The 14,444-nt window shown below is 46.5% G+C and carries 12 protein-coding genes; all 12 read right to left on the bottom strand.

Going from position 1 to position 14,444, the window contains the following annotated elements; genetic code table 11:
* Positions 1–42: 42 nt before the first annotated feature.
* The 12 genes from D8S85_RS07105 to D8S85_RS07050 all read right to left on the bottom strand — a co-directional run bounded on the left by D8S85_RS07105 (position 43) and on the right by D8S85_RS07050 (position 14,311).
* On the bottom strand, positions 43–1,035 hold the full coding sequence (locus D8S85_RS07105) for a hypothetical protein (RefSeq protein WP_106480104.1): 993 nt from the start codon (positions 1,033–1,035) through the stop codon (positions 43–45).
* A 16-nt stretch (positions 1,036–1,051) separates the two neighbouring features.
* Positions 1,052–2,053, bottom strand: a complete 1,002-nt coding sequence (locus tag D8S85_RS07100; protein ID WP_127074915.1) for a hypothetical protein — start codon at positions 2,051–2,053, stop codon at positions 1,052–1,054.
* A gap of 197 nt (positions 2,054–2,250) precedes the next feature.
* Positions 2,251–2,700, bottom strand: coding sequence for an SsrA-binding protein SmpB (gene smpB, locus D8S85_RS07095; RefSeq protein ID WP_106480102.1), 450 nt, complete (start codon positions 2,698–2,700; stop codon positions 2,251–2,253).
* Between the two features lie 12 nt (positions 2,701–2,712).
* A complete protein-coding gene (locus tag D8S85_RS07090) occupies positions 2,713–3,291 on the bottom strand; it encodes a YIP1 family protein (protein ID WP_106480101.1) in 579 nt (192 codons plus the stop codon).
* Between the two features lie 179 nt (positions 3,292–3,470).
* Complete coding sequence (locus D8S85_RS07085; RefSeq protein WP_106480100.1) at positions 3,471–3,713, bottom strand: hypothetical protein; 243 nt, start codon at positions 3,711–3,713, stop codon at positions 3,471–3,473.
* A gap of 69 nt (positions 3,714–3,782) precedes the next feature.
* Positions 3,783–5,057 (bottom strand): sugar MFS transporter, encoded by a 1,275-nt coding sequence (locus D8S85_RS07080; RefSeq protein WP_240648902.1) that lies wholly within the window; start codon positions 5,055–5,057, stop codon positions 3,783–3,785.
* A gap of 117 nt (positions 5,058–5,174) precedes the next feature.
* Entirely contained in the window at positions 5,175–6,344 is a 1,170-nt protein-coding gene (locus tag D8S85_RS07075) for a TlpA disulfide reductase family protein (RefSeq protein WP_127074913.1), read from the bottom strand.
* Between the two features lie 7 nt (positions 6,345–6,351).
* Positions 6,352–7,602: a thioredoxin family protein gene (locus D8S85_RS07070; protein WP_106480098.1), complete on the bottom strand. Its 1,251-nt coding sequence runs from the start codon at positions 7,600–7,602 to the stop codon at positions 6,352–6,354.
* A gap of 11 nt (positions 7,603–7,613) precedes the next feature.
* Entirely contained in the window at positions 7,614–8,339 is a 726-nt protein-coding gene (locus D8S85_RS07065; RefSeq protein WP_106480097.1) for a fibrobacter succinogenes major paralogous domain-containing protein, read from the bottom strand.
* Positions 8,340–8,349: 10 nt separating this feature from the next.
* Positions 8,350–9,225 (bottom strand): hypothetical protein, encoded by an 876-nt coding sequence (locus D8S85_RS07060; protein WP_106480096.1) that lies wholly within the window; start codon positions 9,223–9,225, stop codon positions 8,350–8,352.
* Between the two features lie 16 nt (positions 9,226–9,241).
* Complete coding sequence (locus tag D8S85_RS07055) at positions 9,242–10,780, bottom strand: RagB/SusD family nutrient uptake outer membrane protein (RefSeq protein ID WP_106480095.1); 1,539 nt, start codon at positions 10,778–10,780, stop codon at positions 9,242–9,244.
* 12 nt (positions 10,781–10,792) lie between these two features.
* Positions 10,793–14,311: a SusC/RagA family TonB-linked outer membrane protein gene (locus D8S85_RS07050; RefSeq protein WP_228423147.1), complete on the bottom strand. Its 3,519-nt coding sequence runs from the start codon at positions 14,309–14,311 to the stop codon at positions 10,793–10,795.
* Between the last annotated feature and the right edge of the window lie 133 nt (positions 14,312–14,444).

The raw sequence follows: 14,444 nt of genomic DNA, 5'->3' as shown, positions 1-14,444 counted from the left end.
TGGTTTTGATCTATTGGCTTCTATGCCATAGCTTCCGGTGGATTAGTCGTAGAGACTGAAGAATATCAACGGCAGTCTGAATTCTTCTCCGTCTTGGAATCGGCATATTAGCGGTAAGTTGTCATCTTCTTCGTCAGGGTATACGTCGAGATCTCCGATTTTCTCGTCCCTGTCCGTGAACACGATTACAGCTGACATGTTTTTTTTCCAGAGTTCGAGTGCTAACTTGTTGTTATTGCCTTCCAGCTGATTCACCAGATTCAGGAAATTATTATACTGGTTGACGGTGACATGTGCCCGGAGGTTGTTGTATTCCGTCAAGAGTACCAGGTTGCCGTTCTCCAAGTTTATCGACTGTAAGAGGGAAGGCCCGCCTTCTTTCCGTACGATAAATTCCGAAGTTGGGAAATTGGCTTGGCTATTTTCAAAAGCCTTGTAGGAGTAGAAGTAGGGGGGAGTATTTTCAGTTATGTATACCGAGAGTCCATCTCTATCTTCGTTATAGAGACGTTCAGTGGTCATGATCAGTTGTTCGTCCAGGTAGAACTTTGTTTCCTCTTTCATCGTGTAGTTGCTCCATTCGCCATTTATCACGATGCGAAGGTTGTTCCGCGAGTCGTCTGTCTGCGAGTAGGGAATGAGTATTTCGATGAACCCATCGGCGTCGATGGTCGTGTCCAAGGCGTGTGTCGCGGGGTTCCACGCGATTTTCATTCCGGTGAATTTGTTCTCCACGGGTGCAGCTGTTGACCTGGAGTTCAACGTGTTGAAGGTAAAAAAGTCTTCGATATCCACGTCGTATTTATCCAGCGCGTCTTCTATTGGGCCTACCACGTCCATTCGATGTCCTTCGAAATAGTCATCGATGATCGTGTCGATGAGCCAGAAGTCTTGAAGCATTCCCTTGAGTTCAGATTTGGAAATGGATGTGAACGGTTTGTCGAAGTCCGACATCATCACTTCATTCTTGTCGTCGTCATCGCTACATGCGACGAAAACGAGCAAACACAGTATGTAAAATAGTTTCTTCATCATGTTGTTATTGTTTGAATTAGAGGTTCATTTCGAGAAATATCGATGGCAGTCTGTATTCTTCCCCGTCTTGGAATCGGCATATTAGCGGTAATTCGTCATCTTCTTCGTCGAAGAATAGGTCGAGATCTCCGATTTTCTCGTCCCTGTCCGCGAACACGATTACCCCCGACATGTTTTTCTTCAAGATTTCGAATGCTAACTTATCAATATTATCGTTGCCTCGCAGCCGTTGTAGCAGTTGTAGGATGTTATTGTAATTGTTCATGGTGACATGTGCCCGGAGGTTGTTGCATTCTGTCAGGAATGATGCGTTGCCATTTTCCATGTTTATCGACTGGAAGAGGGATCGTCCGCCTTCTTTCCGTATGGTGATTTCCGTACTTTGCATGGTGGTGGCGTTATTGTAGGTATTGTTTTTGAACGTGGACTTGTAGGAGAAGAAATAAGGGGGAATATTTTCATTCGAGTATTCTATACCCTCCTCCGAGTTTATGTAGTTTTCGATGTTTATGATCAGTTGGCCGTCCCGGTAGTATGTTATTTCGTTTCTCCTGTTGTTGTTGTTGTTCCATTCGTTGTTTACCACGATGCGAAGGTCGTTCCGCGAGTCGTCCGTTAGCGAGTAGGGAATGAGTATTTCCATGAATCCATCGGCGTTGATGGTCGTGTCCAAGTCTTGTTTCTGGGGGTTCCACGTGAGCTTCATGCCTGTGAATTTGTTCTCTACGGGTGCAGCTGTTGACCGGGTACTCCGGATGATGCTATTGTTGAGATTGATATCCACTTTATATTTCTCCAGCGCATCGCCTATTGGGCGTATCACGTCCATTCGATGTCCTTCTTCATAGTCATCGATGATCGTGTCGATGAGCCAGAAGTCTTGAAGCATTCCTTTGAGTTCTGACTTGGAAATGGATGTGAACGGTTTGTCGAAGTCCGACATCACTTCATTCTTGTCGTCGTCATCGCTACATGCGGCGAAAACGAGCAAACACAACATGTAAAGTAATTTCTTCATAATTCTTTTTTTTAATTGAATCTAAGTTGTTTTATTCATCGACAATACTTTTTCCCACACAAGACGGTTCGTGGGTGTCTTGTGCGAGAATACGTCTGTCTGCTTTGTTTTTCGTTCGCGAATATATGTAAATTTTCTTTAATCGGAAACGATTGTCTTCCGAATTGTTTGGTTTCGCGGGAGGATTCTGTCGCGTGTTATTTTTTCATGTAGCGGTCCATTTCCCGTTTGGCGTCTTTCTGTTTGAGGGTTTCCCGTTTGTCGTATTCTTTCTTTCCCCGGGCGAGGGCGATGCGGAGTTTGGCAAAGCCTTTCTCGTTGATGAAGAGGCGGACGGGGACGATGGTGAGTCCCGATTCCTTGGTTTTGCGTTCGAGTTTGACAAGTTCTTTCTTTTGTAGCAGGAGTTTACGTTCGCGACGCTCGATGTGGTTGTAGTAGGTGCCCAGTTTGTATTCGGCGACGTACATGCCTTTGATCCACAGTTCGCCGTTGTGGAAGTAGCAGTAGGAGTCCACCAACCCGGCTTTCCCGGCCCGGATGGATTTGATTTCGGTGCCGGTGAGCATGATGCCGGCGGTGTATTCTTCCAAGAATTCGTAGTCGAAGGATGCTCGTCTGTTTTTTATATTGATATCGTTTTGCATAGGTCTTGATGTTTAAGCGTAAATGGTTGGTATTCTGAATATAATCATGAGCAGTTGCTGGATGATGATCGGTGACACGATGACGAGCAAGCCGATGATGACGAGGGCACTTTTGCGGTATTGCGCGTCGAGGGATGTCAACCGGTTTAGTCCGACGTAGAGGGTGCGTAGGCACAGCAGGCTGCATATGGCCATAAGCTGGGATAGGAATCCTTCCGAGAATCCGCTGGAGAGGCAGTGGAACGGGATGAAAACAGCCGAGCTGTACACGGCGAGGTGAAGGACTGTCCGGTTGGCTTGGGGCACTTTGTTGATGAGGTATTCCCGGGCTATCCGGTAGGTGATGTAGCACCCCACGACGGAGGCCACGAAGAGGATGATACCTATTCCGATGGCATAAAGTGGTGACGTTGACAAGAAGCGTAGCAGTATGGCGCACACGGAGGAGATCGCGGAGAGGGGCACAAGGAAATTCTTGAAAAGTTCGATGCCTTCCCAGTTTTCCCGGTTTATCGCCTGCCACTCCGTTTCGGGGTGAAGCAGTAGTTTCCGGGGCCTCGCGAATATGCTATTGATGTCCGATTTCTTCATAGTGACGCGAAAATACAGTTTTTTATCGAGATTAGATCGCTAATCATCCGCTTTTGATGACTTCGGGGAAGGTTGTTTGATTTTTGGCCCTTTGAAGACGACCGATGTTGAACGGGCGCGGGGCATTGGGGTGCATGGGGCGAGGAGGGAAATATTGGAATAGAGGGCTTGGGTCACCTCTATTCTTCGTCTTTTTTCTTTAATTCTTTCGAGAAGAAGAAATAAGCAATAGTACACACGATTAGTGGGAATATGTAAATTAATCCCGGGGAGAAGAAGGCGAAATACCACGGCATTCCCCATTCTTCGTGGGCACCTATTTCCAAGGCTTTGTAGCCTACGTGTACGATTCCGATAGAGAGGAAAGCAACGGCGGCGATTCCGAATAACTTCTGGTTTTTGGCGGCTTTTGTTTTGTCCATAATTGATTTGTCTATGACAAGTTTGCAGGTTAGTGATAAACTTGTAACCTGCAAACCTGCAACTTGTAACTATTTTTTATAAAGATGTTTGATTCCAACCCGGTGTCCGGCTACGGCGAAGTAGAGGATGAACAGGTAGCAAGGCAACGTCATCCAGTAGGCTCCTTGGTATCCCATGGAGGTGGTCAGTGAACCGTATAACATCGGGAGTAAGGCTCCCCCGGCGATGGCCATGATAAGGAGGGCCGATCCGGTCTTCGTGTGACGTCCCAACCCGAAGATGGCAAGCGGGAAGATGGCGGGCCACATGAGTGAGTTTGCCAAGCTTAACAGGGTCAGGCACCAAATAGAGATGTTGCCCGGCAGCAGGACGGTGCAGATGCCTAGGATGACACCCAAGGCGGCACAGACGGCGAGGGCTTTTTCCTGACTGATGTATTTGGGGATGGCAATGATTCCGATGATGTAACCGACGATCATGGCGATCATGCCGTAAGTCGGGAATATCCTAGCGGTGTCCATGTCCATTTTCATGGATTGGGCGTAACCGATGATCGTGTCGATGGCGATTACTTCAACACCCACGTACAGGAACAGGGTTACGATGCCTATCCACAGGTGGGGGAAGCTGAATATACTTGATTTTCCACCGTGTTGCAGGCTGCCTTCTTCTTCTTCCGGGTCCTCGATTTGAGGGAGCGGGGAGAAGCGGACGAATAGCGCCAGCACGACGAGTGATACCATGATCACGACGTAGGGTACGATGGATTTGGAGGCTAAGAGGTCGAGTTCCGCGGCTTTTTGCACGGCATCCATCGTTTGTAGTTTTGCTTCGAGTAAGTCAATGTCTTTCAACATGATTGATCCGAGGATCAACGGGCTGATGGCTCCGGCCACCTTGTTACAGATCCCCATGATGCTCACGCGCTGGGCGGCACTCTCGGCGGGGCCAAGCTCGATGACGTAGGGGTTGGAGGCTGTTTGAAGCACGGATAGCCCCGTACCCATGATGAATAATCCAAGCAGGAATAACCCGTAGGTGCGGGTCATGGCGGCCGGGATGAACAGTAATGCACCGATGGCCATCACGAGAAGACCGAGCATCATTCCGTTCTTGTATCCTGTTTTCCGCAGTACCCAGGACGAGGGCAGTGCCATGACGAAGTAGGCAATGTAGAATGCAAAGGTTACCAGGTAGCCCTGCCATTCATGTTGCAGTTCGCAGGCAATTTTGAGATAAGGGATCAAGGTGGCGTTTAACCACGTGACGAACCCGAAGATAAAGAAGAGAATACCGATAATGATAATCCCCATGCTGTAAGAATTTTTCTTTTGTTCCATCATCTTTTCGTTAAAATATACATAAACACGTAACACTTTCAAGAGTTCACAAAGTTATTAATTTTTGCTAACGATGGATGAATTTGAGGGAAAATAATCAACTTACTTATAGAAATGATTTTATCTGTTTTTTGCCTCAAGTATGGTTTCAAGTTCATTGCTGTTGTGCCCGGAGAAGATGATGTTTCCCTCGGGGTTAATGATTAGGAATGTCGGAATGCTTGTCAAGTTGTAGTCTGCGCGGGTTGCCTTGCTGAATTCCGGGGTAGCGAGGTATTGCTCCCAAGGTAGTTTTTCTTCCTCAAGAGCTTTATGCCACTCTTTTTCATCTTTGTCAACCGAGATGCTGATGAAAGTTACTTTTTCCCCGTGTATTTTGTACATTTCCCGCAAGTGAGGGAAGCTGGCGCGACATGGACCGCACCAGGAGGCCCAAAAGTCAATCACGGTGTAGCCTCCTTTTTTTAAGCGGGAGAGCAGTGATGTTTCTTGTTTGTCGGGTGTAATGACTTTTCCGTCTTCCAGCGGTTTGCCTTGTACGTATGCACGGGCTTCCTGTAGGTATTGCCGGAAATCTTTCAACGCGGAGCAAGTATCTTGACAGGAGGCAAAGAAGCCGGCCAATTCGTCGAGATAGGCTTGGTCGTAGGTAAATGGCTCTTTCTTTAACTGGTTGACAAGATAAAGGTTGACCGGTAGGTTGTGGTGTTGTCGTATGAACTCTTTCGTTTGGGCTTCCAGTTCGGACTTCGTTTTTGTCAGTGTTTTATACTCTTCGGGGGTCGCATCTTTCAAAAGGTGTTGTTCCAACTGACGGATGCCGTGGCGCGAAGGAATCGTTTGTTGTTGATAGCGGTAAAAAATCTCTTGTGTCGGTGAGCCTGTCAAGGTGTAGTTCTTTTCTTTTCGGACATCGTATCTCCAAAAAGATTCCGGCAGGCTGTCGATATGAGGCGTTTGGAAGGTCAATTCTCCATTTTCGACAAAGAAGTCAATCTCCATGTATCGACTGTGTTGTTGTGAGTCAGAACGATCAAGATATTCTTGATCGTTCATGCTCAATCGGCAATACGTGGGTTGATCCACTTTGCCTTGAAGTTCGAATTTGCCGTTGACGATAAAGCCTTGCGCTATTTTTTGGGAGTACTTTCCAGCGGGCGACAAGACAATTTCGGTGCTGTCGGTGGCTCCGGGAATTGTTCCCCGTAAGACGAAATGGTCTGTCGGTTTGTTGTTGCAAGAGTAGAGGGCACTCAACAACAAGAAAAAGGGTATATATCTTTTTTTCATGGAATGATTATTTACGATTGGATTCTACATGTTTTTTATAGCCGTCGAAAGTCCATTGGGCATGACTTTTTTCGTCGTCATCGGGTAGGTTGGGAAGTACTTTCTCTCCGAGTGCAATCAATCGGATGTAGTCTTTCTTTTCCAACGTATTCTCACCCATGCACATGAGGATAATGGAATACGTAACCAAGTCGTTACTTGATAATTTGTCCTCTTTCTTTTCCATGTTGGCGATGGTTTGTTTGACCAGTTTTTTGCCTACCTGCTGGTAGTGTTTCGGGTGAGGCGTCGGTGTCGTCCACAGGATGGCTCGGAAGGCAAAAGCGTATAACTTTAATTCTTCGGCACCGGTTTGAGGTATTTTCTCTTTTACGATGGCGGCTACCTTATCAATATCTTTGTTGCTGACGGGTTCTGCCAAAGCTAACATCTTTTCCAGATTCTCCTGTCCTTTGATTTGGAATCCGTGAATTTGTTTTTTTAGTGTTTCAACAGGGATGGCATCCTCTTTGGCATATCCGATGATGTGATCCTGTAATGCCTTGGCGTAATGTTTGTAAATGAATCGGTCTACCGTGTTTTCTCCCACGTTCTTTCTGATGGCAGGTAAATGTGCCAGTAAAAAGTCGAACATGGGGGAACCGATCGTGCAACTTCCATCCGTGTAGAGAGACCAGTACTCCTTTTGAGTTTTCTCTTGTTCCGTTAGGCGGTTGAGTAGTTCTTGATACACGCGGGCTGCCTCTTTGTCGTTATCGGCTTCCGATAAGGCATTTTTGTATTCCATGAGTTCCAAATTACTCATGTTTCCTTGTTGGTAAACTTGGTTCATGTAAAGTAGAGAGGTCTTTTCGTTCAACCCTTTTTCCACTCTTGCAATGAAGTTTTCCAAATTATCGCCTCCGACCAGTTTGTGTTGTACCGTGCCGTCGGGTCGGATGATGATAAATGAGGGGTAGGCGTGGACGTCAAATTGCTTGGCGAGTTCTACGCCTTCGCCTTTTTCCATGTCATATTTCACGCATACGAACCGAGGGTTAAAGTAGTCTCCCGCGGCTTTTTGCGGGAACACTTTTTCCGTCATGTTTTTACACGGTCCGCACCAGGAGGTGTAGCAATCCATGAATACCAGTTTGTTTTCTTGTTTGGCTTGAGCCAAGGCTTCTGTGAATGTTAATTTACGGAAGTTCACTCCCTCTTGGGCGAATGTTGTTATGGAAGCAAATAGAATTGCTATGAATAAATATATGTTTTTCATTGTTTTCTTGTTTATTGGGCATCACGCACGTAACGTACGCTTAAATATTTGGGATACACGTTGTCTAAATAGTCTTGTTCGGTGGTTGCGATAATTTCACGCTCGATCTTCGAGGTGTTGTAACGAATGCTTCGATAGAACACGGCCGTACCCTCCGGATAGCTCCCTTTGGCTTCCGTGGAGGTCCAGTAGTATCCGGTGGACCGGACAAGGCGCAGGCGTAAGCTCATGGGTCTTCCGGCTCGTACGGAGACATATCCGCCTAGTTGAAGGTGTATGCCACTGCCTGTTTCGTCTTGCTGGAGTAGCTCCCCGATACTCGAACCGCGCCAACCTTTTTGTGCTGCTGTTTGGGCTGACATACCCATGGCTTGTTCTAGTTTTTGCCAGTCCTCGTCTGTCGGGAGACGCCAACCCTCGGGAGCGAGAGCTAATGCCTGTTCGTAGGTGTATAGATTGCCGAAAGTTTCCAGGTCGGCTATGGCCAGCTCTTTGTCGTCAATGCCGATCAGGTCGTCGTCCCATTTGTCCTTGGCCTCGTAATAGGGGGTTCCTCCTTTGTAATTGGAGGTCATCCAGTCGATCCCGTTATAGCGCGCCCATGGGTATTCTTGTCCGTCCGTATCGCTGAACGTGCCGGTTGCTTCCGGGGTTACACGGGGTAGTTTGTCGTCGTCATTACATCCGGTGATAAGAATGACGGATATGAAGCATAATAAATTGAATATCTTTTTCATATGTTTCCGTTTAGAATATATAACCTTTTTGCTTGACCACCTCTTTCATAATATCGTATTTTTGAAGTATGAGAGGATATGAGGCGTATCGAGCTTTGAAATCCTCTTCTTTTTGATAGAAGACCGCTTTTAAAAATGAAGTGAAATCACTGCTTCTGCTTGGAAATTCTCGGTACCAGGTTGACCAGGTTAAAAATCCGAGGGCGTAGATCTCTTCATTTGTCGGGTCGTCGGATAGACCGGCCGACTCGAGTGTTTCTCCGTGAAGGTTGTTGCCCAATGCCATGAAGTCATTCAGTTCTTCGTCGTAGTAGTTCGTTTTACTGTCGACGATGTTGTAGAATATGTCAATGCAGCGTTCTTTTAGCTCTTCTTCCTCCATTTCGGCAATGCCTTGGGTGGCAAGGGCCAGACAACGTTTCCCGTTATAGTAGGCAACGGTTTTCCATCTCCAGCCGTACTCTTCCAGTGTCTCCACCAAAAAGATGGAATAAGGGCGTAACCCTTCGCCTAAATGGGGAAGAATGTAGGTTTCCGCGTAGCGTATGCCTTCTTCTTGCTTTTGATGGTCTCGGATATATGTGAAACGAGTTTCGTTTTTGGTGGTTGTGATGTCGTAAGACAAGTCGAGCAATTCCGTAAACCAATGCGGTGTCCCATCGGCATACGTACCCCGTTGTTCGTGGCGTAGGGTATCATTGAAGAGAAGATGAATGTTGTGATCTTCGTAAAATTTGCGTCGTAATATGGATTCCTCGTCATTGGCATCCGGAGAGACTGTGAAGTAATCGTACCGCATGTCTGTCGGTTCCAAATCGTCCTCCTTGCTACAAGAAAAAGTAACCGTTAAGAGGCTGAGCAAGATGATGTAATATATCTTTTTCATTGTATGTACTTGTTGGTTAATAATTACTTTCTTCCACGGGAAGGCGTTCCGGTCGATTGTTCGTGTTCAACGTGTTTTGGAAATCCAATACCTCCTTGGGGAATGCTAAAGTATATGCCTTGTCATTGGGTTCCAGTTCAAAAACGCGGGTCCTTTCCGGGCTCCAATCTTGGGAGCTGAAATCCGTGTAAAGATGTCGGATGGTTTTTGACCACGGGTATTTTTCACATACCGTGTAACGACGTAAGTCAAACCAACGGTGACCTTCCAAGCATAACTCCCGTTGGCGTTCTTCTCGAATCAAGTCGATCAGTGCGTTTCCGGATTGAGTGACCGCGGGTACCGTCGCGAATCGTTTGGCTTGCAATTGTTCGATGTATTGACGCGCCAAGCCTTCCTCGTTGTCAAAAGCGCATGCTTCGGCCAGGATTAAATAGGCCTCCGAGGTGCGGAATAAAAAGTTATCGGAGACACTACAAGAGGAACCGTAATGTTTTCTTCCCCAGTAGATTTTTTTGTAGTAATAGCCATATCCTCCTTCCGAGATATACAGGCTTTTTCTGAGGTCATTCTCTTCAAAAGCGGCGATTAGGTCATCCGAAACGTAGAACGGATACTCTTCATCATATCGGTCGTCTCCGTAAATGTTGTACGATAGGAAATGTCCTCCCATACTAAAGATTACTTCGGGATTCTCGGAGGTGAAAACATTATCTGTACCTGCAAAAAGGTTGAGGTCTGTTAAGTTGTCGTTACGATCCAATACCAGTTGGGCGTATTTACGGGCATTGGGATAATCTTGCATGTACAGGTAAACCCGAGCCGTTAACAGGTAAGCGGCCGTTATGTCAGCCCTGTAAATGCTTTTACGCGTTGTTTGCGACAAGCATTCGATGGCTCGGTTCAAGTCTTTCAGCACTTGTTCGTAGATTTCTGCCACCGAGTTGTTTTGGTACTCCTTGTCTTCGACATACGAAGTTAATTTCAACGGAACTCCCGGTGTACTGGCAGCTTTAGAAGGTACGTACGGGTCCGCGTACAGGTTTACCAAGGTGAAATAGTATAACGCCCGCAAGAAATGACACTCTCCCTCTACCCGCATTTTCGTGCTTTCTTCTTCATCGTCATGGATCGTGACTTCGTCTAATTCACTTAGAATCATGTTGGTGGCATTGATGTAATTGTAGGTCTTTTTCCAATCCGTATTCTCGGTTCCAACGCTAGTCCCTTTTAGGTTGATTCCTACTTGACGCTGCCACGTGTAATACCCGAAAACAGTTTCAAAAATACCATTGGAACCATAGGATGTCTCTTCGTTTTGTTTTAGTTCATCGCTCATGAAGTGAACATATTGATTGTACGGCTCGCCTACCGTGTATAGGGTATAACTCGCTATGTATTTGTATCCGATGGGATAATATGCACTCCCCAACAGTAGTTCGTCCAAATCTCCGATGGTTTCAACTCTTGCCAGATCTTGCGAATACTCCTTCAGGAAACTATCACAAGAGGAGAGAACGAACAAAATGCAACTGATTATGAATATCTTTTTCATGTTTTTCCTGTTTTAAAATGAGACACTCAATCCGAAAGAATAAGTGGGACGGTCTGATAGCTGTATTTCACTGAAACCGCCTTGAGTCGGAGTCTGTCCTTTTAGTTTCTTGGAACACAGTGTAAATAGGTTTGTCCCGGACAACGAGAGGGAGAGGCGGGAGAAGCCTATTTTCGACAACAAGTCCTTTCCGAATTCGTACGTGAAACTTAAACTGGAGCATTTCAGATAGTTGGCACTTACCACTCGTACATCCGAATAGTCGTACATGGTCCAAGCGTCTTCGGCAAAAGTTTGAATGTTGTCGAAGACATCCGAGTAGTGGTTCGCGTAATTCCAGTAAGCATTGCTGTACAAGGATTCCAAAGCGGGAATATTTGTTTTTAATTCATCTCCCGGATTTTGCCAACGTTTCAAAAAATCGCGGTGTACATTGTATTCCGGGGAAAGATTTTTGTTGAACATGCGGAACAAACGCGTTTTTGCACCCAGGCTGTAGGAAAACATGGCGTTCATACGAATGTTTTTGTAGCGTAACATCGTGCTTAATCCTCCGGACATATAGGGTTCGCGGCGACCGGTTGCTTTTAATACGCGGGTAAATGTTTCGTATTTGTTTAACCCGTACAACTCGTGCTTCTGGTCTTCCATGTCATTGAACAACGGACCTCCATCTACCGGGTTGAGCCCGATGAAGTCGTACGAGTAGAAGGTGTTGACTGCTTTCCCTTTGATCACGGCGGTTCCGTTCAAGAATTCCGTATAGTCATAGGTTTGGGAACTCGGATCGTTTTTCACCGTGTTTTTATCTTTTGAGAAAGAGGTGGATATGGTCCAGTAGAGATCTGCACGGGTGATCGGAGATACGGTGATATCAACACTGTACCCTTTGTTCTCCACGTCGCCCCCGTTAATCACGTAAGAGTCAACACCGTTCATGCTGGCCACCTCTTTGGTCATGAAAGCGTCTTTCGTGCGCTTGTAGTAATATTGGGTTTCGAACTGAACGCGATTGCGCAACAGTGAGAATTGTAAACCCACGTTGAAGGAGCTCGTCTTTTCCCATTTTAGATTGGGATTCGGATGGCGTTCGATGCTACTCTTCAATTCGTTATAGAAAGGATCAACGGGAAGTTTTTTTATCAACATGACGGGCGATTGACTTTCCAGCATGTTTCCCTGATAACCGAAAGAGGCTTTGAGTGTCATGTAATCAATCCATTCGGCTTTCAAGGCTTCATGTTCCGAGAAGTTGTAAGCTGCCGATGCCGACCAGATCGGTAAGAACTTATCGTTACTTTGGTCTCCGAACTTGTTGGATCCGTCCACGCGGGCATTCACGTTTGCCGTGAAATAATTGTGGTAACTGTAAGAGAGGGTGGCGTATCCGGAAAGAATGTTGGTCAAATTATTACTCAGAGAAGGTACGTTTTGTGCCAGCCAAACGCCATAATCCGGAAAACTTTCAAGGTCGATTCCCGACACGAAGGTCATGCCTCGATCCGGGTAGTAACAACGATCCGTGCGGCTGTAGCTTTTGTATTTGCTGGAACTCATCTCGAAACCGGCACTGAGGTTGATGTTGTGTTGTTCTTCTGCACCGAAGTATTTGTCGGCATTCACTTGTAAACGTGCCGTGTAGGAGTTGTTTCTTGTTTCATTGGTACTGAGTTCGCCCCCGTAGGGTAATGTGGAATAAGACGGTGCGGCTTCACCGTATTCCGAACCCCTTTCACAGGCCACGTGATACGTTTTTTCTCCCCAATATCCTTCGATCTCCGTATTGCTGTTGGTGTATGAAATGATGGCGTTGGCATTGAGCCATGAATTGATGCCGAAACGCAAATTGGCCGTAACGGTGATTCCCGAGGAGTGTTGGTCCGTGTAACTGTTTTCCAATTCGTTCAAGATATTGTATTGGCGATAGTATCGTCCGGTCTGTTTCTCATAGTAAGCATACTTTCCGTTTTCATCGTATGCCGGAATGGCGCGACTGGTGTTGTATGCATAATCCATGGGAGAGATTTCACTTTGATTGTATTTCCGACGACTCGCGTTCCCTTGTATTTGAAAAGAGGCATTCAGCCATTCTGTCAAGGTCGACTCCAGGTTCAAACTACTCGTGTAACGTTCGTTGTAATTCCCTTTAAGCACGTCGTTGTCACGCGAGTAACCGATGGATGCGTAGTAACGGGTTTCGTTTGAACCTCCCGATATGCTGACGGTATGTTGGTGAGAGAAACTGTCTTCGGTCAACAGTTTAAACCAGTCCGTGTTTAATGTTTCCAGGTAGGCGACTTTTTCGGCAAACTGCGTGTCGTTGATTTTTCCGTTATACAAGTCATTGAGTAACCCCTCGTATCCCACGTAATTGAAGTGGCCGGAGAAGACATAGTGTTGTTCGTTCAATTCGCGGGAGAATTGGATGCGTTCCTTGGAGTTCATCAGCTCTATCTTGCGATCGGAGTAACGAGGGCGTTGCCGGAAGGTGGTCGTCATGTTGTAGTTGATGATGGGGGCACCCATGCGGCCTTTTTTCGTGGTAATCACGATAACGCCATTGGCTGCTTTGGTACCATAGAGGGCTGTCGCCGCGGCATCTTTTAAAACATCCAGACGTTCGATGTCTTGCGGGTTCAATCCGGCAATGGCATTCCCGATACGATTGATGTAATCCGGGTCATTTAGCTCTTCGGCCGAGATGGGCACCGGGTCTTGCACGATAATTCCGTCAACCACCCACAACGGTTCGCGGTTCCCGATCAGGGTGGAAGTACCTCGAATACGGATCTTGGGTGCGACACCCACCTCACCGGAGCCCGACACCAAGGTCATTCCGGAGATGCGACCCTCCAACATCTGATCCAGGTTCGGTACGCCGGCAGTCATGATGTCATCCATTTTCAGGCGTTGAGAGGATCCCGTGTTTTTTCGACGGTTAATGACTTGGTAACCGGTTACCACCACCTCTTCCATCTCTTGCGAGTCTTCTTCCATGACGATGTTCAACTCTTTCCCCTTGTAGACGATCGTTTGGGTTTTCATGCCGATAAAGGAGACGATGAGGGTGACATCCGAATCTTTCGGTTGTACGATTTCGAACCTACCGTTTTGGTCGGTTGAAACGCCGATCGTCGTTCCTTTGATCAACACGGTCACGCCGGGTAGGGGAGCTTTCTTTTTATCCGTGACGATTCCCCGTATCTTTTTAATCTGTTCTTGTTGCTGAAGTTCGGCCTTACGAATGACGATCACCTTATCGAGAATGGAGTAGGTGTACCCGCTATTCTTCAGGCAAGCATCGAGAATGGTTCTTACGTCGGAATCCTTCACGTTCATGGTGATTGATCCGATGTGATCCAGTTCCTCCACGTTGTAGACGAACGTGTAGTCGCTCTGTTGCTTTATGATCCGGATGATTTCCCGGATATTGCCATTTTCCACCGCTACCGAGAATTTGGCCTCTTGGGCGTGGATTCCGGCTGATAAATTCATGCAGAATAACAGCATCAATAAGCTACTTAATTTCATAACTAACAGTAGTTTTTTTAATTTTTCACGCGCACAAGCGTGAATAAAACAATCTTTTTTCATAATTTTGTTTTACTGATTTGTACTTACACTCGCTTTGACCGGGGAGTGTGGTCCACGAATTATAGCGATG

This window comes from Butyricimonas faecalis (genome assembly GCF_003991565.1).
Lineage (GTDB): Bacteria > Bacteroidota > Bacteroidia > Bacteroidales > Marinifilaceae > Butyricimonas > Butyricimonas faecalis.
This window is presented reverse-complemented; position numbering and strand designations above follow the sequence as displayed.

Excerpts from the sequence above, each read along its gene's own strand:
- D8S85_RS07100 (WP_127074915.1), bottom strand. The coding sequence starts at position 2,053 with ATGAAGAAATTACTTTACATGTTGTGTTTGCTCGTTTTCGCCGCATGT.
- D8S85_RS07085 (WP_106480100.1), bottom strand. The coding sequence starts at position 3,713 with ATGGACAAAACAAAAGCCGCCAAAAACCAGAAGTTATTCGGAATCGCC.
- D8S85_RS07090 (WP_106480101.1), bottom strand. The coding sequence starts at position 3,291 with ATGAAGAAATCGGACATCAATAGCATATTCGCGAGGCCCCGGAAACTA.
- D8S85_RS07065 (WP_106480097.1), bottom strand. The coding sequence starts at position 8,339 with ATGAAAAAGATATTCAATTTATTATGCTTCATATCCGTCATTCTTATC.
- smpB (WP_106480102.1), bottom strand. The coding sequence starts at position 2,700 with ATGCAAAACGATATCAATATAAAAAACAGACGAGCATCCTTCGACTAC.
- D8S85_RS07080 (WP_240648902.1), bottom strand. The coding sequence starts at position 5,057 with ATGATGGAACAAAAGAAAAATTCTTACAGCATGGGGATTATCATTATC.
- D8S85_RS07105 (WP_106480104.1), bottom strand. The coding sequence starts at position 1,035 with ATGATGAAGAAACTATTTTACATACTGTGTTTGCTCGTTTTCGTCGCA.
- D8S85_RS07075 (WP_127074913.1), bottom strand. The coding sequence starts at position 6,344 with ATGAAAAAAAGATATATACCCTTTTTCTTGTTGTTGAGTGCCCTCTAC.
- D8S85_RS07060 (WP_106480096.1), bottom strand. The coding sequence starts at position 9,225 with ATGAAAAAGATATATTACATCATCTTGCTCAGCCTCTTAACGGTTACT.
- D8S85_RS07070 (WP_106480098.1), bottom strand. The coding sequence starts at position 7,602 with ATGAAAAACATATATTTATTCATAGCAATTCTATTTGCTTCCATAACA.
- D8S85_RS07055 (WP_106480095.1), bottom strand. The coding sequence starts at position 10,780 with ATGAAAAAGATATTCATAATCAGTTGCATTTTGTTCGTTCTCTCCTCT.
- D8S85_RS07050 (WP_228423147.1), bottom strand. The coding sequence starts at position 14,311 with ATGAAATTAAGTAGCTTATTGATGCTGTTATTCTGCATGAATTTATCA.